The organism is Nocardia sp. NPDC047654 (assembly GCF_043205035.1).
In the GTDB taxonomy this organism is placed as follows: Bacteria; Actinomycetota; Actinomycetes; order Mycobacteriales; family Mycobacteriaceae; genus Nocardia.
Genome location: NZ_JBIDDF010000001.1, coordinates 1,452,964 through 1,471,716 on the forward strand (window position 1 = coordinate 1,452,964; position 18,753 = coordinate 1,471,716).

Annotated in this window: 21 protein-coding genes; 7 read left to right on the forward strand and 14 right to left on the reverse strand. The window is 67.7% G+C overall.

Annotated elements, in window-relative coordinates; genetic code table 11:
- Positions 1 to 54: 54 nt before the first annotated feature.
- The 3 genes from ACGF7Y_RS06845 (at position 55) to ACGF7Y_RS06855 (ending at position 2,507) form a co-directional block, all read left to right on the forward strand.
- Positions 55 to 885: an acyl-CoA thioesterase gene (locus ACGF7Y_RS06845; RefSeq protein WP_393231008.1), complete on the forward strand. Its 831-nt coding sequence runs from the start codon at positions 55 to 57 to the stop codon at positions 883 to 885.
- Between the two features lie 29 nt (positions 886 to 914).
- Complete coding sequence (locus ACGF7Y_RS06850) at positions 915 to 1,343, forward strand: DUF427 domain-containing protein (protein WP_393230092.1); 429 nt, start codon at positions 915 to 917, stop codon at positions 1,341 to 1,343.
- 99 nt (positions 1,344 to 1,442) lie between these two features.
- On the forward strand, positions 1,443 to 2,507 hold the full coding sequence (locus tag ACGF7Y_RS06855; protein ID WP_393230095.1) for a dihydrodipicolinate reductase: 1,065 nt from the start codon (positions 1,443 to 1,445) through the stop codon (positions 2,505 to 2,507).
- A gap of 6 nt (positions 2,508 to 2,513) precedes the next feature.
- Here ACGF7Y_RS06855 and ACGF7Y_RS06860 read toward each other — a convergent pair whose 3' ends face one another.
- The 6 genes from ACGF7Y_RS06860 to ACGF7Y_RS06885 form a co-directional block, all read right to left on the reverse strand.
- Entirely contained in the window at positions 2,514 to 3,287 is a 774-nt protein-coding gene (locus ACGF7Y_RS06860; protein ID WP_393230098.1) for a hotdog domain-containing protein, read from the reverse strand.
- Between the two features lie 186 nt (positions 3,288 to 3,473).
- Complete coding sequence (locus ACGF7Y_RS06865) at positions 3,474 to 3,902, reverse strand: Zn-ribbon domain-containing OB-fold protein (protein ID WP_393230101.1); 429 nt, start codon at positions 3,900 to 3,902, stop codon at positions 3,474 to 3,476.
- A 248-nt stretch (positions 3,903 to 4,150) separates the two neighbouring features.
- Positions 4,151 to 4,456, reverse strand: coding sequence for a hypothetical protein (locus tag ACGF7Y_RS06870; protein ID WP_393230103.1), 306 nt, complete (start codon positions 4,454 to 4,456; stop codon positions 4,151 to 4,153).
- 202 nt (positions 4,457 to 4,658) lie between these two features.
- Positions 4,659 to 4,928, reverse strand: a complete 270-nt coding sequence (locus ACGF7Y_RS06875) for a cold-shock protein (protein ID WP_393230106.1) — start codon at positions 4,926 to 4,928, stop codon at positions 4,659 to 4,661.
- Between the two features lie 16 nt (positions 4,929 to 4,944).
- Positions 4,945 to 5,100, reverse strand: a complete 156-nt coding sequence (locus tag ACGF7Y_RS06880) for a hypothetical protein (protein ID WP_393230109.1) — start codon at positions 5,098 to 5,100, stop codon at positions 4,945 to 4,947.
- A 115-nt stretch (positions 5,101 to 5,215) separates the two neighbouring features.
- On the reverse strand, positions 5,216 to 5,635 hold the full coding sequence (locus ACGF7Y_RS06885; protein WP_040872081.1) for an Hsp20/alpha crystallin family protein: 420 nt from the start codon (positions 5,633 to 5,635) through the stop codon (positions 5,216 to 5,218).
- A gap of 144 nt (positions 5,636 to 5,779) precedes the next feature.
- On the opposite strand from ACGF7Y_RS06885, the gene ACGF7Y_RS06890 reads away from it, so the two are divergent.
- Positions 5,780 to 6,136 carry a MerR family transcriptional regulator gene (locus tag ACGF7Y_RS06890; RefSeq protein WP_393230112.1) on the forward strand — a complete coding sequence of 119 codons (357 nt, stop codon included), beginning with the start codon at positions 5,780 to 5,782 and terminating at the stop codon, positions 6,134 to 6,136.
- Between the two features lie 9 nt (positions 6,137 to 6,145).
- Here the strand turns inward: ACGF7Y_RS06890 and ACGF7Y_RS06895 are convergent, their stop codons facing one another.
- The 6 genes from ACGF7Y_RS06895 to ACGF7Y_RS06920 form a co-directional block, all read right to left on the reverse strand.
- Positions 6,146 to 6,565 (reverse strand): ATP-binding protein, encoded by a 420-nt coding sequence (locus ACGF7Y_RS06895; RefSeq protein ID WP_393230115.1) that lies wholly within the window; start codon positions 6,563 to 6,565, stop codon positions 6,146 to 6,148.
- A 337-nt stretch (positions 6,566 to 6,902) separates the two neighbouring features.
- Positions 6,903 to 7,349, reverse strand: coding sequence for a response regulator (locus tag ACGF7Y_RS06900; protein ID WP_393230118.1), 447 nt, complete (start codon positions 7,347 to 7,349; stop codon positions 6,903 to 6,905).
- Complete coding sequence (locus tag ACGF7Y_RS06905) at positions 7,346 to 8,971, reverse strand: CHASE3 domain-containing protein (protein WP_393230121.1); 1,626 nt, start codon at positions 8,969 to 8,971, stop codon at positions 7,346 to 7,348. Before ACGF7Y_RS06905 ends, ACGF7Y_RS06900 begins: the two co-directional genes overlap by 4 nt.
- Positions 8,968 to 10,209 (reverse strand): PP2C family protein-serine/threonine phosphatase, encoded by a 1,242-nt coding sequence (locus ACGF7Y_RS06910; RefSeq protein ID WP_393230124.1) that lies wholly within the window; start codon positions 10,207 to 10,209, stop codon positions 8,968 to 8,970. The genes ACGF7Y_RS06905 and ACGF7Y_RS06910 overlap by 4 nt, the downstream gene beginning before the upstream one ends.
- Positions 10,210 to 10,452: 243 nt before the next feature.
- Positions 10,453 to 10,617, reverse strand: a complete 165-nt coding sequence (locus tag ACGF7Y_RS06915) for a hypothetical protein (protein ID WP_393230127.1) — start codon at positions 10,615 to 10,617, stop codon at positions 10,453 to 10,455.
- 161 nt (positions 10,618 to 10,778) lie between these two features.
- Positions 10,779 to 11,828, reverse strand: a complete 1,050-nt coding sequence (locus ACGF7Y_RS06920) for a fused (3R)-hydroxyacyl-ACP dehydratase subunits HadA/HadB (protein ID WP_393230130.1) — start codon at positions 11,826 to 11,828, stop codon at positions 10,779 to 10,781.
- 630 nt (positions 11,829 to 12,458) lie between these two features.
- Here ACGF7Y_RS06920 and ACGF7Y_RS06925 point away from each other — a divergent pair.
- Positions 12,459 to 13,979 (forward strand): catalase, encoded by a 1,521-nt coding sequence (locus tag ACGF7Y_RS06925; protein WP_393230132.1) that lies wholly within the window; start codon positions 12,459 to 12,461, stop codon positions 13,977 to 13,979.
- Between the two features lie 550 nt (positions 13,980 to 14,529).
- Here the strand turns inward: ACGF7Y_RS06925 and ACGF7Y_RS06930 are convergent.
- Positions 14,530 to 15,885 (reverse strand): hypothetical protein, encoded by a 1,356-nt coding sequence (locus ACGF7Y_RS06930; RefSeq protein ID WP_393230135.1) that lies wholly within the window; start codon positions 15,883 to 15,885, stop codon positions 14,530 to 14,532.
- A 110-nt stretch (positions 15,886 to 15,995) separates the two neighbouring features.
- Here ACGF7Y_RS06930 and ACGF7Y_RS06935 point away from each other — a divergent pair, with 110 nt between their 5' ends.
- Both ACGF7Y_RS06935 and ACGF7Y_RS06940 read left to right on the forward strand, forming a co-directional pair.
- On the forward strand, positions 15,996 to 16,898 hold the full coding sequence (locus tag ACGF7Y_RS06935) for a helix-turn-helix transcriptional regulator (protein ID WP_393230137.1): 903 nt from the start codon (positions 15,996 to 15,998) through the stop codon (positions 16,896 to 16,898).
- A 448-nt stretch (positions 16,899 to 17,346) separates the two neighbouring features.
- Positions 17,347 to 17,880, forward strand: a complete 534-nt coding sequence (locus tag ACGF7Y_RS06940; protein WP_393230140.1) for a transposase family protein — start codon at positions 17,347 to 17,349, stop codon at positions 17,878 to 17,880.
- 93 nt (positions 17,881 to 17,973) lie between these two features.
- Here the strand turns inward: ACGF7Y_RS06940 and ACGF7Y_RS06945 are convergent, their stop codons facing one another.
- Positions 17,974 to 18,228, reverse strand: a complete 255-nt coding sequence (locus ACGF7Y_RS06945; protein WP_393230142.1) for a hypothetical protein — start codon at positions 18,226 to 18,228, stop codon at positions 17,974 to 17,976.
- Positions 18,229 to 18,753 lie beyond the last annotated feature (525 nt).

The following is an 18,753-nucleotide window of genomic DNA, read 5'->3' on the forward strand; positions in this document are numbered from 1 at the left end:
GCGACGAACGCCATCGAGGACACGGCCGCGCCCGGCGAGTCCTCGGTGACGCGGATGCTCGAGATCTTCGATGTCGTTCCCGTCGGCGTGAACACCTTCACCGGCGCCAGTGACGGCGGATCGCGCAAGGTGGTCGACGGCACCCAGCTCCTCGCGCAATCCCTCGTCGCGGTCGCGAAACGGTTGCCCGGCAGATCGATCCGGTCGGCGCACGCCGTCTTCACCCGTGTCGTCGATCCGGACGAGCCCCTCGAGTTCGTGGTCGAGGTGACCCACGAGGGACGTTCGATGGCCGCGGCGGCGGTGGCGGTGCAGCAGAACGGTCGCCGCTGCGCGTCGGTCGCCGTCCTGGCCGACACACCGGCGGCCGACGTCATCCGGCATCACGCGCCACGCCCGCGAGTCGCCGGGCCGGACGAGGCGATCGTGGCCGAGATGCCGATGGCGGGCCGCGAGCTGCGGATCGTCGGCGTCGCCGATGTGAACGACCCCGCGGAGGTCGGGCCGCCCGAGTTGTCCGCCTGGCTGCGCTACGAACCTATTCCGGTCCGCGACGACCTCGCCAAGGCCCTGCTCGCCCACTTCACCGGTCACCTCTCGGTCTCGGCGACCATGCGCGCGCACGCGGGTGTCGGCACCAGCCAGGCGCACCACACCATCTCGACCGCGGTCATGACCGTGACGGTGAGTTTCCACGAGCCGGTCGGGTGGGACGGCTGGCTGCTGTACTCCCACGAGAGCACGCAGGTGGGCGGGGGCATGTCGTATGTCCGTGGCCAGGTGCACACCGAGGACGGTCGCTTGATCGCCTCGTTCACGCAGGAGGCGATGATCCGCCCGCTGCGCCGGGAACACGCCGCGATCCCGGCGGCCGCGCGGCTGTGACCGGTCGGGCTTCGGAAAGGAATCGTCGGATGGATGAACAGCGGACCGCCGCGGAGGTCGAGCACTCCGGTTTCGCGGACAGACCCGACTATCGCGTCGACATCCACCGCCGCCGCAACCTCGTCACGGCCCGGCTCGGCGACCGGCTCGTCGCCGAGACGACGCGGCCCCTGCTCGTCGACGAGCAGGACCACGGTCTGGTGTTCTATTTCCCCCGCGAGGACGTGCGGGTCACGCTCCGGCGCGACGACGCGCGCAGCAGCCGATGCCCGTTCAAAGGGCAGGCGACCTACTGGCGTTTCGATGGCGACGGCGACACCGCCGTGTGCTGGAGTTACGACGACCCGATTCGCCAAGTGGCGCGCCTACACGGGCACGTCGCCTTCTATCAGGACCGGGTACAGGTCTGCGTCGGTGTGGCGACTCCGGCGGTCCCGGGGTTGTCCGCCCGGGCCTGAGCGCTCCACGGTTCCGGGCCTCAGCGCAGCATGAGAGCAAAGTTCTCGAGTATGAGAATTCGACTTCGAATTGGCGCTGTCGGCTTCTATGCTGAGCGCGTGTCGAACACATCTGCGTACAGGGTCGTCCAGTGGACCACGGGGAATGTCGGTAAGAGTTCGGTGCGAGCCATCGCGGCCAATCCGCTGTTCGAACTCGTCGGCTGCTACGCCTGGTCGCCGGACAAGGTGGGGCGCGATGCCGGCGAGTTGTGCGGTATCGAGCCCTTGGGAGTCACGGCCACCGACGACATCGAGGCGCTGCTGGCACTGAAACCGGATTGCGTGGTCTACAACCCCATGTGGATCGACGTGGACGAACTGGTCCGCATCCTGTCGGCGGGGATCGATGTCGTCGCGACCGCTTCGTTCATCACCGGCCACAACCAGGGAGACGGCCGCGACCGGATCGCCGAGGCATGCCGCCGCGGCGGTTCCACCATGTTCGGTTCCGGCATCAGCCCGGGGTACATCAACCTGCTGGCAGTGGTGGCCGCGGGCATCTGCGACCGGGTCGACAAGGTGACCATCGACGAGGCCGCCGACACCACGTTCTACGACTCGCCGGAAACCGAGAAGCCGGTGGGGTTCGGCAGGCCGATCGACGATCCCGCCCTGCCCGCGATGACCGCGCACGGCACCGGCGTGTTCGGTGAGGCCGTACGACTGATCGGCGACGCTCTCGGTGTCGAACTCGACGAAGTGCGCTGTGACGCGCAGTACGCGCAGACCACCGCCGATCTCGATCTGGGGTCCTGGACCATCCCGGCGGGCTGTGTCGCCGGCGTCCACGCGAGCTGGAAAGGGCGAGCGGGCGACCGGACCCTCGTCGAGATCAACGTCCGCTGGCGCAAGGGGCAGACGCTCGAGCCCGATTGGCGGATCGAGCAGGACGGGTGGGTGCTGCGAGTCGACGGCCGTCCGACGGTGCAGAACGTCGTCAGCTTTCTGCCGCCCCCGGATTTCCAGGCCGAGACGATCGCCGATTTCATGACCCTCGGGCACATCATGACCGCCATGCCGGTCATCAACGCCATTCCCGCCGTTGTCGCCGCCGCCCCGGGCATCGTGACCTACAACGACTTGGCGCTCATCCTGCCTCGCGGCGTGGTGCCAGAGGGCTGAGGCCGTTCACCTGCCGAAAACGCGGGCGGTGGCCAGCGTGGTGAGCCGGTTGTCGTTGCCGGTGTCGCGCACTTCGACCCGGCCCAGTCCCTCGTGCAACCGCGCGTCGGCGACCACCGGGCCCACCCGGGCACCGAGCACATAGCGCAGGCCGAGGAAACCGAGGCTGTCGCCGGGGGCGAGCGAGAGCACCGCCTCCTCCGCAGCCAAAGCGAGCAGGCCACCGTTGATGGTGTCGGAGGCATTGAGCCCCTCGGCCGACCGCGGCAGTACCGCCGTTCCGGGGGCGACCCGCAGGCAGCCGGCGCGCTCGGCCAACGGCATCGGCAGCCGCTCCGCCGTGGGCGGCAGTTCGACGCTCAGCCGCGGCGGCAACTGCACGCCCGGATCAGGCGCCACCGTGAAGGAAGCGGCCCCGAGGGCGATCGGCTCGGCGCCGATGCTGAATTCGAACTCCGCCACGAAGACCGAGCGACCTGCCTTCACCGTTCGTCCGACGGCCCTGACCTCGCCCGTACCGGGGGCGGGACGGTACAGGTTGACGTCGAGTTCCAGGGTGACCGGTACCCGGGGGGCCATCGCCAGGGAGGCCAGCAGGCCGGAAACGGTGTCGGCCCAGGTCGCGAGGATGGACGTGCGCAGCACAGCGGTGCCCGGCACGTGCATCTCGGGCGTGATCTCGGCGCGACCGTGCAGTTCGTCGCCGACCCGGTGGGTCACGAACCCCAGTTCGCGCAGAATGCGGCCGCGTTCTTCCAGGCTGCTCGGGACGCTCGTCACGGCTTCCTCCTGCTCGGCGCCACGGCTCGAGCTATCGAGGCCCCGGACGGTGGATAATCAGATTCTCTAATGCGAGAATATTGATCTCAAACATAGCATGTCCCGATGGCCCGTCGAGGGGTAGCGGGAGGCGACGACGGCATACGGCTCGGCGCAGCCGAGGGAGCGCGGTGCCGAAAGCCGGAGTTACGCCGGTTGAGGACTGGCGTCCGAGGCCGGCGCCTCACGGTTGACCGCGAACACCGGAAATCTGTCCCCGCGGGAACGTGCCCGGAACCGCACACGGACCGGCCCGGTGGAAGAGGGCGGCAGTTCGCCATGGATCGTCGTGTACAACCACGGACCTTCATCGAGTTCCACGATGGCGATCGTGGAGCGCTCGACCTCGGCGCGTGGATTCGCGGCGCACTGCAATACTCGCCACGACACGACCGATCCGGTGCCGGAGCACGGCACCCATGCCAGATCAGCGGATCGGCAGGACGAACACGCGTCGAACAGGGGCGCCAGCAGGTGGCCGCAGCATTCGCAACGCCTGATCATCAGCGTTGCCTCTCGTCGAGCGGAGGGAGAGTCACCGACGTTTCCGGTGTGCTTCGGATCGCGCTGGTACATAGAGCCTCGAAATCATCGTGCTGATGTCACCGACCATGTCAGCCTCTCGTAGCGTGGTTCACCGCACGACGGCCGATCGGCCGGGGGTATACCTATTTTTCGCTGTCCCGGCCTCTGATCTTCACCGCGGCCGAGCGCGGCAAGTCGCGACGACCAGCAGGTCGGCGCCCGGAAACACCCCGACTTGGGAGGCGCGGGAACGCCGTGGCAGCGGCGATGGCCCCGCGCGCTGCCGCCGCAGGTCCGGCTCACAGCCGGGGCATGACCTCGGCGGCGAAGAGTTCCATCGTCGCCGCGGCGTGTTTCGCCCCGACCATGAACACGAACGAGGAGATGCCCTGCTGGGCTAGTTCGCCCAGTCGGTCCACCAGCATGGCGGGCGTCCCGATGTAGCCGTCGTCGATGCCGAACGCCGCGGCGGCGAACCGGCGGCCGACGCGCGCCCGCAACTCGGGGAGATCGCGCTCGTGCGCGGCCACCGCCAAGACGGCCTGGTGCGATCTGCGGATCAGGCCCGGGTCCCGCTCGATTCGTGCGCATTCCTTCTCCAGCACACCGGTGAAGCGCGGGCCAGCCGCGCAGTCCGTAGGTGGGCACGTGCCAGACGTCGGCGTAACGAGCGACCAGGGGCTGGTGTACTTGGGCCCCGCGCCTCCGATGTGGATCGGGGCCGCGAACCGGGCCTACCCGCAGACCGCGCACATCGTGATCCACGCGGTCGTCGCGCCGCTGCCGGCGGCGTCACGATGGTCCCGATCATCGAGACCGCGGCCGAGCCTCCGGAAGCAGCGGACGCACCGCCGTGGCTTCGGGGCCGCGCTTGCGCATGGTGGCGGTGAAGAGGACGGGCTGGCCGGCGTACAACGACTTGTATCCGGTCGTCTCGATACTGGTGTACTCGACGAAGACCTGCGTGGGATCGTCGGCGGGCTGAAGGAATCCGAAGCCCTTCTCGATGTTGAACCAGACCACCGTGCCGCGGCGCCAGAAATCCGCCGCGGTCCGGTGGTGGGGCAGGCCGGTCACGAAAGGATGGTCCCGGTCACGCGGCGTCGGGCAGCGGATCGGCGTGCATGATCCGCTGCCACCAGGCGTCCAGCGGGCTGGGGTCGGGCCAGACGACCGCGGCTTCGGGGGAAACCTCGGTTCCGGACGCGGCCGTCGCGAGCAGCGGGTCGTGCCGTTCGGTCGATGTCATGATCGGGTGCTCCATCAGGTGTTCCGTTCGCAAGGATAACCTCTGTGCGGTAACGCCTTTCGCGTTTCCGGCCGGGTGCGGGCCCGGGATCCCGGACCCGCTTCTGCGCGGCGGCTCAGGCGTCGATCGCCTTGTGCCCGTTGCCGCGACCGATCTCGATCTTGCGCGGCTTGGCCTTCTCCGCGACCGGAATCGTCAGCCGCAGTACGCCGTCGGTGTAATCGGCGCGAATCTTGTCGGTGTCGAGGTTCTCGCCCAGGAACAGTTGACGGCTGAACACGCCGCGGGCACGTTCAGCGGCGATCATCTCACGACCCGAGTCGAGTTCGGGACGGCGGGCGCGCACCGTCACCACATTGCGCTCGATATCCAGGTCCAGGGATTCGGGGTCGATGCCGGGCAGGTCGAACTCGACGACGAACTCCTCGCCCGCGCGCCAGGCATCCATCGGCATCACCGCGGGATGCGCCTTCGTGCCGAACACCTGCTGCGTCAGACGGTCCAGATCGCGGAACGGATCGGTGCGCATCAGCATGGTCGCCACCTCCACTCACTCCATTCTCCGTAGTAGGGGCCAGATAACCTCTGTTACCTGACATAGATTTTTTATAGCATCGAGAGAAGTTGAGCGCAAGGCGCTAAACTAGGAAATCTGTTGGGCAACTCGAAGTGAGGATGGATGACGCGGGAGAGGGGCGACTCGGGGCATCTGCCGGATCCGGGCCAAGCGGTGTACGGGATCTCGGTCGCTGCCGGCCTGGCCGGAATCGGCGTGCAGACGCTCAGGCTGTACGAGCGTCACGGGTTGCTGACTCCAGAGCGCAGCGACGGGGGCACCCGCCGCTACAGCGGCAATGACCTCGCCCGGTTGCGGCGGATCACCGACTTGGTCGCCACGGGCGTGAACCTGGCGGGGATCCGCCGCATTCTCGACCTCGAGGACGCGAACGCCGACCTGCACGCGGACAACGACCGGCTGCACGCCGACAACGTCCGGTTGCGGGACGCGCAGGACAACGCGCCCGGCCCGGCATAGGCACGGAAGCTATTCCGAGAAGTGGGTGCGCAGATCGACCACCGTGCCGGAATCGCCGGTGGTCACGGTGACGTCCGGAATGAGCGCGCGGATCAGCGGCATGCCGCGCCCGCGCAGCGGATCCGCCTGGGGGTCGGGTTGTTTCCATCGGCCGCTGTCGGCGATGGTCACCCGGAGTTCGTCGCCCTCGATCGATGCGCGCAAGCGGACCACGCCGCCGTCGCCGTGATGGCCGTGTTCGACGGCGTTGGTACACGCTTCACCGACGGCCAGCAGCACGTCATAGGCCGGTGCGGCCGCCATCCCGCACTTGGTGAGCCATTCCTGGAGGGTATGCCGGACGGTCGCCAAGTGCACCGCCTCGGCAGCGAAATCCAGCTCCAGGGGCGTCACGGCGTCGGGTAGCGGCACCCGCTCGCCCGCGCTCACCGGCGCGCACCAGCCGACGGGATCGGAGTGCGTCTGTCGCGGTCCGGTCGTCCCGTCATCGTGCCGTGCCAAGGGCGTCGATGCGCCGTCACCTCGTTACCTCCCTGTCGGGGATCGGTGCGCTGTACCCGTCACGCCGAGCACGTGGACCGTCATCGGGCTCGGCGGCCGTGTTCGCCGTGCGTGTGCCATGCTCCCCGAGGCTATACCCAGTTGATCATTCGCCATTCATCCCGGGTGGCGGCCCGGAGAATCCGGGCCCCGGCCATCGTGCGGCATCCGTAAAACGCTGTGCCGCAGCCCGGCAAAGCCGGCGCGGTATCGAGGGGGAACGCCGCTACGGGTTTTGGCGCGGCAGCCGGACGACCTGGACGAAGAAATCGTCGATCTGCTTGATGGCGGCCACGAACTGATCGAGGTCGACCGGCTTGGTGACGTACGCGTTCGCGTGCAGCCGGTAGCTGCGCAGGATGTCCTCTTCGGCCGCGGAGGTGGTCAGCACGACCACCGGAATGTGCGCCAGATCGGGGTCGGCTTTGACTTTCTCCAGCACCTGCCTGCCGTCGTATTTGGGCAGGTTCAGATCGAGCAGGATCAGGTCCGGCCGCGGCGCGTCCGGGTACCGGCCCTGGCGGTAGAGGAACTCGAGCGCCTCCTCGCCGTCTCTGGCGACATGCAGGGTGTTACCGATCTTGTTGTCCTCGAAGGCCTCTCGCGTCATGAGCTCGTCGCCGGGATCGTCCTCGACGAGCAGGATGTCGATCGGCTGGCCGGGGGAGGTCATACGGTGGCTCCTTCGGGGGCGGGAATGTCGGCGGTACGAGCGGTGGTGTCGGCGTCGGCGGTGCGCAGCGTGAAGCGGAAGCGGGTGCCCGCGGAGTAATCGGTATCGATCCAGATCCGGCCGCCGTGATATTCCACGATCTTCTTGCACAAGGCCAGCCCGATGCCGGTTCCGCTGTACTCCTCACGATTGTGCAGCCGCTGGAAGATGACGAACACCTTCTCGGCGAATTCGGGTGCGATCCCGATGCCGTTGTCGGAGACCGACAGCAGCCAGCCGCTGCCGTCCTCGCCCGGCTCGCAGGTGATCTCGATGTCCGGGGAGTGATCTGGCTCACGGAACTTGATGGCGTTGCCGATCAGGTTCTGCCACAGCATCGTCAGCAGCGTCGGATCGCCGATGATCTCGGGCAGCTCCTCCGGGCGCCGGATCCGGGTGTCGGTGTCATCGATGGCCGCGGAGAGATTGGTCAGCGCCTTGTCCAGGGACTGGCCGAGTCCGGTGGGCTCGGTGCGGTCGGTGATGCGACCCACCCGGGAGAAGGTGAGCAGGTCGTTGATGAGCACCTGCATCCGCTTGGCGCCGTCGACGGCGAAGTCGATGTACTGCTTGCCGCGCTCGTCGAGTTTGTCGCCGTAGCGCTTCTCCAGCAGCTGGCAGAACGATGCCACCTTGCGCAGCGGCTCCTGCAGATCGTGTGAGGCGACGTAAGCGAATTGCTCCAGCTCCGCGTTGGATCGGCGCAGTTCCACGGCTTGCAGGTCGAGATCGGTCTTCTGCCCGGCGAGCTCGGCTTCCTGAGCGCGCGAGGATTCCAGCTCGGCGACGATACGACGGCGCATGCTCTCCACCGCCTGCGCGACGGTCGCCAAGTCGGCCGGTCCGCGCACGTCGATGTGATGATCGAAATCCCCGCCCGCCACCCGCAGCGACGCGTCCGTCAAGGAGCCGAGGGGACGGGCGATCAAGCGCCGGACCAACACGGTCAGCAACACACCGGTCAGCAGGAACGCGATGACCATTCCGGCCAGCACGGCGTCCCGGACGGTCCGGGTGTGCGCGAGCTCCTCTTCGTCGTCCGCGATGGCCGCCTCGAGACCGTTGTTCTGGGCCTCGAAGCGCGTCCGGAGTTCGTCGAACAGCGGCTTACCGCGGCTCGGTGTGGAAGGCTCGATGCCGCGGGTCGCCCCGGAGGTCAATCCCGCTACCAGCGGCTCGGCGTACTCGGTGCGCCAACGCTGCGCGGACTGTTCCACGGCGTCGAGCTCGTCGAGCAACGGTTGGCGGTCGGCCAGCAGCTCCCGCAAGCGGGCGACCGACTGCGCCTCGTCCCGGGTGCCGTCCCGGTAGGGCTGCAGGAACTGCGGGTCGGCGGTGATGCCGTAGCCGCGCAGGCCGGTCTCCTGGTCTACCAGGGCACTCTGCAATTTGTAGGCCTCGGCCGCCGCGGGCAACGACTTGTCGAGCAGCCGATCGGCCCCCCGGTTGGTCTGTGCGATCACCTGGGCGCCTGCCACGGTGCCGATGATCACCACCAGCACCATCGAGGCGAGCACCAGCTGAAACCAGGCCTGGGCGGTCAGTCGCGTGCTCAGGGGCGGCCGCCCGGTCTTCGTCGTCATCGGCTCTGGTCCTGTCCTCGCCCGTCGCCGTGCCATCCCAGATACAAGATGGCGACATCGTCGTCCAAACCGCCCGACGCCCCCGCCAGCGCCTCGACGCGGCCGATCAGCTCGTCGACGAACCAGTCGGGATCCGCGGCCCGGACGGCGCGGGCGACCTCCATCAGTCCTTCCTCGCCGAGACGTTCGTGGTCGGTCCCGACCCTGCCCTCGAACAGTCCGTCCGTGAACACCATCAGCCCGGAGCCCAGCGGCAGGTCCACATCGTGCACGGGCCACTCGGCGCGACCGGGCAGGAAGCCGAGCGCAGGCCCGCCGGGCACCTCGACCCAGGTCAATCCCGAGGCCGAGCGCTGCAACATCCCCGGGTGCCCGGCCCGCAGCACCTGAGCGCGGCGCTCGCCCGGATGCAACATCAGGCTGGTCACCGTCGCGAAGGTCTGCCTGCCGGTGCGTTCGGCCAGCAGGACCTGTTCGAGCAACCGCAACTGCCGTGCCCCGGTCACCCCGCTCAGCACCAGCGTGCGCCACGCCAGGCGTAACGCCACACCGGTCGCCGCCTCGTCCGGACCGTGCCCGGACACGTCACCGATGACGGCGTGCACCGTGCCGTCCGAGTCCTGCACCACGTCGTAGAAATCACCGCCGAGCAGCGCGTGGGCCCGGCCGGGACGGTAGCGCGCCACCACGTCGACGACCCGCTTCCCGCGCAGCAGCGGAGTGGGCAGCAGGCCGCGTTCCAGCCGCGCGTTCTCCTGCGCGCGCATATTGATCGCCTGCAAGGCCGCGCTGGTGCGCTCGGCTTGTTTGCGCTGGATCGCATAACGCACAGCACGCCCGAACAGCTCGGGCTCGACCCGGCCTTTGACCAGGTAGTCCTGGGCTCCCGCAGCGACCGCGGCCAAACCGGTCTGCTCCTGATCCAGACCGGTCATCACCACGATCGCGACCTGGTCGGTGTGCCTGCGGATGCGTTCTACCGCCTCGAGCCCTTGGGCATCGGGCAGATGCAGGTCCAGCAGCACACAGTCGGGCTCGGCGGTGGCCAGATGTTCGGCGGCCTCCGCCAGCGACCGGACCCAGTGCAACTGCAACCCGGGCGCGCCGTCCACGACCAGTTCCTCCACCAGCAGCGCGTCCCCCGGATCGTCCTCGATCAGCAGCACCGAAGGTTGCTGCCACGGCCAATCCGCGTCCACGATCACCTCGGGATCGTCGTCTGTCCCGTCACGCCGCACGGACGCCACCGGTCGCGGGTCCGATTGTGGCAGAACGAATGACAGCACGATTGCCGTCGTCGGCGAACACCGACAACCCGGCCTCCGATCACCATGGGGCGGCACCAGCGCACGCCGACTGTCTCCGCGGCCGTTTGCTGGACCGAGAAACAGTCAAGATCGTATCCGATCCGACATCGGACCGAGACATGGCAGTGCCGACCTGCGCGAATGGAGTAGCTGCCGACAGGATGGCGCGGGCGATCAGACCGCGGTGCCGGTGAGCCGCGCGGTGTCCCGCTCGGCCTCCCGGACCGCGCCATAGCGGCGCGGGGAACGGAGTTCCGCCAAGCTGCGGGCGACGACCGTGGCATGAACCGCGATGACGGCAAGGGAGGCCGAGCCGATCACAGCAAGAAGCACAACCACGACAGATACCGGTCCTTTCGGGTGCGAGCGGGCCGGTTGCCCGCTCGATCGGGTGCCGAGTTCGCGTCGCCGACCCCGGCGGGCGCGCGCTCCGCCTCCAACGTGCCCCGGCTGCTCCGGGCCAAACCCATCGATTCCGGCGGCGCGGACGGGGCGTGCGGTCACGCCAGGACGACCTCGGCCGTCGCGCGACCGAAGATCTTGCGTCCGTCGTGCTCGGCGGTGATCGCGATGGTGGCGGTGCGGGTGTCCGTGTCCAGGTGTTTCACCCGGCCCGCGAACTCGATCCGGCCGCCGGTCACGCCGACGTGGACGGGATTGGTCAGGCGCACGTTGTAGGAGCGCAGCGCGCCGGGGTCGCCCAGCCAGGAGGTGAGCAAGTCCACACTGAGCCCGATGGTGAACATGCCCTGCGCGACGACGGTTTCCAGTCCCATCAGCGCGGCGGCCGCGGTGCTCCAATGGATGGGATTCGGATCTCCCGCGACTCCGGCGTAGTTGACCAGATCGCCCCGGGTGACCGTGAGGGCGCGCGGCGGCAGCTCCGCTCCGAGGCTCACGGTGCCGAAGGGCCGGACATGGGGACCGGCCGGTGCGGGCGGCGTCCGGCGCGCGGGCTCGCTGCCGTCCCCGACATATCGCGGGTGGGATGCGCGGCGCTGCTTCCGTGCTTCCGGGCCGGCGCCGTGCATCACGACCGCGTCGAACCACGTCGGGAGAGCCTCGTCGGCTCGCCCGACCAAACTGGTGCGGGACGTGACGACCGGCTGGTCGTCCTGATCCAGAATGGTCTGGCGCAGGCCGATGAGGTCGCCGCCGAACGCGTGCCGGAACGAGTCCAGGCACATCTCGAAGTCGATCCGGTCGCCGGCCTGGAGCGGGCGATGGAATTCGATCATCTGATCGGTCTGGATGGTCCGGCTCAGGTCGTAGCCGGGCAGGATCGTCTCGAACGCTTCGGCGTAGGCGAGGTACCCCGGCACCGCGCCGAAGGTCGGGGGAGCGAGCAGGCGGTTGTAGCCGAGATCGGCCGCCGCCTCCTCCGACCGATGCGCGGGGTGGTGGTTGCGCACCGCGCGGGCGTACTCACGGATCTTCTCGCGCCCGACTTCGTAGTAATCGCTGCTGCGATACCGGCGCCCGACCATCGAGGCGGGAAGCGCGGCATCGGTCACGTCGTTCGCACCGGATGGGGTAGGGAGTCTGGACATCGCGGGGGAATCTACCCAACGCGCGGCGGAATTCCGGTCAGCCCGCATCGCACGCCGTTTCGCGGCCGCGACGTCCGCGAACCAGGTCGCGTCGGCCGCCGCTCAGCGGAGATTCCGCTCGGCGGCCACCACCGCGGCTGCGACCTCGTGCACCGATTGGTGGCGCTCAACTGCACCACGACGCGGGCGTCGGGCGTTCCGGCCGCGGGCTCTCGACATGCCGCGTATCCAATGTCCAGCAGTGCCGCGGCCATGCCGTGGCCCCGCGGTCCGCACCCCGAGCCGTCCACCGGCCAGTGCGCCGAAGAGCGTGGCACCGATCGTCGGCGGCCGATCCTCCGGCGGGACGCGGTCGAACCGGTCGCCCTTCTCGCGCGCAGCCGCCCCGGTCGGCAGCGGTTTGAGCAGCGGACCCCTGGGAAGTCGATCGACAGGACCGATGGGATGGGCTCGGCAATCGGCCCCGTCGTGGCCGCGCTCCTCGGCAGGCAGGTCGGTTGTAACGCCGATCGGAGAGCTTCCGGCCGAACCGCCGCAGCCACTTCGCGGCCGGGTATCGCGATCTCGCGCCCCTCGTCCCGACGGTTCCGTCGCCGGCCCTCCGCCCGCGGCTTGTAGGAGAGGAGAGAGATGTCTGTTCCGAACCACACCACCGACGACGCCGGTATCCCGGTTCCCAGCGACGAGCACTCGCTGACCGTCGGGCCGGATGGACCGATCCTGCTGCAGGACTGGTATCTGATCGAGAAGATGGCTGCGTTCAATCGGGAACGCGTGCCCGAACGCCAGCCCCACGCGAAGGGCGGCGGTGCTTTCGGCGTCTTCGAGGTCACCAACGACGTGAGCGCCTACACCATGGCCGACGTGTTCCAGCCGGGGAAGAAGACGGAGATGCTGGCCCGCTTCTCCACTGTCGCCGGTGAGCGTGGCAGCCCCGACACCTGGCGGGATCCGCGCGGGTTCGCCCTGAAGTTCTATACCGAGCAGGGCAACTTCGACATGGTCGCCAACAACACACCGATCTTCTTCGTTCGCGATCCGATGAAGTTCCAGGACTTCATCCGTTCCCAGAAGCGCCGCGCCGACAACAATCTGCGCGACCACGACATGCAATGGGACTTCTGGACGCTGTCACCGGAATCCGCGCACCAGGTGACCTGGCTGATGGGCGATCGTGGCATTCCGCGCACGTGGCGGCACATGAACGGTTACTCCAGCCACACCTATATGTGGGTGAACGCCTCGGGCGAACGGTTCTGGGTCAAGTACCACTTCAAGTCCGATCAAGGCATCGAGTTCTTCACCCAGGACGAAGGTGATCAGATGGCGGCGATGGACACCGACTATCACACCCGCGACCTGTGGGAATCGATCGAAGGCGGCGACTTCCCGAGCTGGACGCTGAAGATGCAGATCATGCCGTTCGACGAGGCGAGGCACTACCGGTTCAACCCCTTCGATCTCACCAAGGTGTGGCCGCACGGCGACTATCCGCTGATCGACGTCGGCAAGATGACCCTCGACCGCAATCCGGCGGATTACCACACCGAGATCGAACAGGCGGCATTCGAGCCGAGCAATTCGGTGCCCGGCACCGGCCCCAGCCCGGACAAGATGCTGATGGCTCGCTGGTTCTCCTACCCCGACGCACACCGGTACCGCATCGGCGTCAACTACAAAGAGTTGCCGGTCAATACACCGCACGCCACCACTGTCCGGTCCTACAGCAAGGATGGCGCGCTGCGCCACCACAACCCCGGCGACCCGGTCTACGTGCCGAATTCCAAAGGCGGCCCGCATGCCGATCCCGCGGCCGCGGGTCCGCCGGCGACCTGGCACACCGACGGCGACCTCGTGCGCTCGGCCTACACGCTGCACCGGGACGACGACGATTGGGGTCAGGCCGGAACCATGGTCCGTGATGTGCTCGACGACGCGGCTCGCCAGCGGCTGGTCGACAACATCGTCGGACACTTGCTGAACGGTGTCACCGCGCCGGTGCTCGAACGCGCCTTCGAGTACTGGCGCAATGTCGACAAGAACCTCGGCGACCGGGTCGAGGCCGGGGTGCGCGCGAAGCAGGACGAACGCGATCCCAAGGCGGCCGGCCAAGCCAATCCGGCTCGCTCGTCGGCGCAGATCAAAGCCTGACGGATGCCGTCGGCGGCCGGTTCACGACCGGCCGCTACGGCCCGCGCTGGGGTTATTGGTTCGTTATACGGTTCGGGAGTGTCCGGGGCGCGCACTTCGATCGAGTGCGGGAGCATGAGTCCGGGATCCAGTGGACCGCAAGCACCGTGGTGTTTCGAATCAATTCGAGGCTCGGTGACGTCCCCGTGGCATCGAATGGGTCGTACCGGGCCGGCCGACGTAGATCGGAGGACCGCAGCATGGCGTTCGAGGCCGATGTTCGACCTGTTCGATCTGTTCGACGCCCGTCACGTCGTTCGTGGCAGGTCATGACAGCCGGGATTGCCGCCGCCACCGCAGTACTCGCCACCGCACCCGCCATCGCGCAGCCATCCCTTCGCGGCGCACCCGATGTCCCGGTAGAAGTCCCCATTCCCGGTGGATTTCGGGGTGTTCCCGAGATTCTGCGTTTCACCCCGCCCACACCCCCGATTCCCCAGATGCCGTTCGGTCGAGCGGTTCCACACCGCACTTCGATCGCTCCGACGGCTTAGAACTTCATTGCACACGCTCATGTCGAGTCACCGACGTTGTGGGCGCCCCGACCCGCTACAGCGTCGGTATCTCCCGCCTCGGCGGCCGGATCGCGAAGATCCGCGGCTGCCTTCTCTTTGGGAAAAGCGCGGAGTACGAGTCCGATCCCGCAGCCGACCACGATGGCGAACCCCGCCCATGCCGACCCCGAGACCACGGTGATGGGGCCCCGGTCGCCGAGATGGTGCGGCGAGACCATCGTCCAGTCGAATGATTCGGTGCGAATGGGCGCCACGGTCGACGGCCGCCACAGGATGGCGATCGCCAGGATGCTGCCCGCCGTTCGGGGCTGGACGTAAGCGCAGCAGTACCCCGCGACGACGGCCAGCGCGGCCGTGGCGAGGTTGCGCATGTCACCGGCCGGAGCAATGGCGGCCAGCAACGCGACAGCGGCGAGCAATCCGGCGCCGACCAGCGGATTCGCCCAACGGATTCCGCCGAGGTAGCCCAGCAGGATCAGAGCGAGCAGCAGCGGCACGCTCCATGCCGGGCGCGGCCCGTTGCCCACCGCGCTGCCGGTGGCGCTGAGCGCGACCGCGAGAAAGATCGTGATCCCGTCCCGGCGCGGCAGCAGCCACGCGGCGACGGTCGTGGCCAGCAAGGTGCACACGGCCGTCACGATGAGCGCGATGCTGCCGTCGCCGTGGCGGAAGCGCCACTCCGCGACGGCCAATTCGGTCATCACCAGCACGATCGCGGCGACGACGGGGCTGAGTGGCAACTCCGGGTAGATGGGTTCCGGTGTGAACCGCTGCCGGGTGACCAGCTGGCAGGCCAGGATGAGCACGGCGACCGCCGCGAGCAACCAGAGCGGCTGCGTTCCGAACACCGACCACACGCGCGGTTCGGACGTCGCCCGGTGCGGATTGCCCAGCAGTCCCGACGCCTGGGAGAGCGTGATCACCACGAAGCAGCCGGCGCCGCCCACGACGAACCCCATCCCGGGTACGCGGCGGCCGAGCACCGCCACTCCCGTCGCGCCGAGCAGGATTCCGCTGCTGATCGCGTCGAGGTATGCGGTGGTCGTCAGGATGTCGGGCGAAGAGCTGTGCGCTTCGATGGTGTGCGTGATGAACAGCAGCAGCGTCCCCGCCAGCGCGATCCACCACGCGGTGCGCGGCCGGGCCAGGCTGACCGCGACCACCGCCGTGACCGCGGCGACCAACACCCCGATCGCCGCCTCCCGCGGCACGCTGAGGACCAGCCGGTTCACCTGGTAAGGCGTGCAACGGCAGGTCCGCCCGAAGCTGAGCGGCACGACCAGCAGCAGCCCGGCCACCGCCGTGGCCAGGAACGCCGTGACGCCTTCGAGCACCTCACTCCGTCGCACCACTCCACGGGCGTACCCAGCGAAGTCGAACCGAACATCCCCGCCCGGCCCGCCTCCGAAACTGGTATCACCAGCACCTGGATACCTGTGGCACGGTACGGGAGGATCTCAGGATGACCGATGTTGTCGACGTCCAGGCCGTCCGCAAGGCCCGGCGTGCCGAACTCGGGGCTTTCCTGAAGTCCCGTCGAGCCCGGATCTCGCCCGAGGACGTAGGACTACCGCCTGGACCGCGCAGACGTACCCCGGGCCTTCGCCGGGAAGAAGTCGCTCAATTGGCCGGGATAGGAATCACGTGGTACACGTGGCTCGAGCAGGGCCGCAGCATCAATGTGAGTGTTCAGGTGTTGAACGCGGTGGCGCGGACGTTGTCGTTGGATGCGGCGGAGAAGGCGCATTTGTATCGTTTGGCGGATGTGCCGACGGTGCCTTCGGTGTCTTCGGGGTCGGCGTTGCCGGAGGAGTTGCAGGTGATCTTGGATCATTTGGAGCCGTTGCCGGGGGTGGTGTTGAGTGCCCGGTATGACGTGTTGGCGCACAACAGTTCGTATGAGGCGTTGTGTCCGGGGTTTTTGGCGGGGGAGCGGAATGTGGCGCGTCGGGTGTTCCTGACGCCGGAGTGTTGCAATGCGTATCGGCATGATTGGGACGCTCTGCGTCGGATGGTGGGGTATCTGCGTGGTGCGTATGGCAAGAATCTGGGTGATCCGCACTGGGAGGAGTTCATCGCGGACCTGTGTGCGGAGAGTGAGGTTTTCGCGTCGTTGTGGGCGTTGAATGATGTGGCGGTGCCTGCGAGTAGGACGAAGTCGGTGCGGAATTTGGCGGTGGGGGAGTTGGAGATGTTCTTGACGAGTATGTCGTTGCCGTCGGTGCCGCATGCGTGGATGCAGGTGTATACGCCGGTTGATGAGGTGGCGTGGGGGAAGTTGCGGGAGTTGTTGGCGATGAGTCCGGAGGAGCGGGGGCGTCCGTGGGCGGAGCATCGGGAGATGTATCACGCTGCAGCGGGGTAAGGGGCCATGATTGATTAGGTGCCGCGAGCTGTGGTTGCCGCGGGGGTGTACGGGATGGTTCCGAGCTCGTTGGTGGAACTGCGCACGGCCCCAGAGGGTTCGGACTTCTTTCGCCATGCTTGATCAGAGGAAAGTGACGTCTCTGGAAGTGTGGCGGGGTTGCGGCCCGGGCGCCTGAGACTTCAGGTTTCCGGCTCGTCGGTGTGGTCTGTGGCGTAGCCGCCTTGCCACCATCGGCGCAGCACGGCGAGTCGACGCTCGGAGAGTGGACGAGAAAGTCGTTGGTGGACCTCGTTGAAACATGGATCTGGCACAGACTTCGTGATTGACCCATTCGGGATGTGAAGGGGCGGATGATAGTTCATCATGTCGCGGGTGTTCTGATCTTGCTCCGCTGAGGGTCCTGTCCCCGCATCTTGACGGTCTACAGATCGAGGCCGCTACCGGTGTGGATCCGGTTGGCTGCCCCGCCTGCGGGACGCCGTCCGGGCGAGTCCACAGCCGCTATCAGCGGCGGTTGTCCGACACCTCGATCACCGGCCGCGAGGTCCTGATCGAGCTGCGGGTCCGCAGGCTGTTCTGTGACAACTTTGATTGCGGCAAAACAACTTTCGCCGAGCCGATACCGCGGATGGCGGCCAGGCACGCTCGCCGGACACTAACCTTGCAGCGGGCGTTGTGCGCGGTCACGCTGGCACTGGGCGGCCGCGCTGGAGCGCGGCTGACCCGGCAGCTGGCCGCGACCGTGAGCCGGATGACGTTATTGCGCCAGATCCGGGCGTTGTCCGATCCGCTGTATTCGGCTCCGCAGGTGCTGGGCGTCGACGACTTCGCCCTGCGTCGCGGGCACCATTACGGAACGATCCTGATAGATATGCAGACCCGCCGCCCGATCGAGGTACTCGGCGATCGGACCGCCGAGACCCTCGCGGCGTGGTTGCGAGCCCACTACGGTTCTACCGGCGGCTCGGCTTCGAAGTGACTGCCGAGGTGGCCGCGACGCACGGGCACCTGACCTTGCACCGCGTGCGCGTCTGTGGTCATGAAGCCCCCAGCCTTCGGGAGGTAGCCGGGTTCAAGAATGAGTCGGCGGAATATGGAAGCGCTCGTGATTGTGGAAGCGGCCGTGGTCATGGATGCAACTGGGGTCACTGACGCGCAACCCGTTGCGCACGCGCGTCTTCTCATCGATGCAAAAGCCGTCATCCCGAGTCGGTGGCGCCTCGGCAGTCGCCGTCACCGCGCTCGGCGCCCCGATCGCCGCGGCAATCAGCGCTACAACCAGGGTGCGGCGTACCGGCGCGGCAGTCGCGGGATTTGTTCGCCCCATGGGGTTCCTTCCGTTGCGGGATCTCACACCGTTCTATCAGCGCACGCAGCATGGCAACACCCGCCGATTCCAGGGGCGACTCGACGATCATCGACCGCGGCCCCTTCCTCATCGACCGGTCAGATCCCGGTCCAGTACGGCGAGTTGGGCTCGCACCTGTGCGTACAGCGACGAATATCGTTCCAGCGAAGCCGGATAGGCCGCCCACGTCGCGGCCGTCTACGGAGGCTATCCACCAGCCGAGGATGGCCGGGTCTCGAGATTTGAGGACGGCGGCGCGCAAGCGAGCACGGAGGGATTCGCGGACTCAGACGACATCGGGTGCGCGGGAGGTGGGCAGGAGTTGGTCTCGGTAGCGGCTGATGGCCGCGGCCTGCGCCGCGACTTCGACGCTGTCACTGCGGGTTTGACGCTGCCCTGGAGCAGCGGACCGGTCGAGGGACACGTCAACGGATCAAGATGATCAAACGCCAGATGTTCGGCCGAGCAAAACCGGATCTACTCCGGAAGCGAATCCTGTTGATC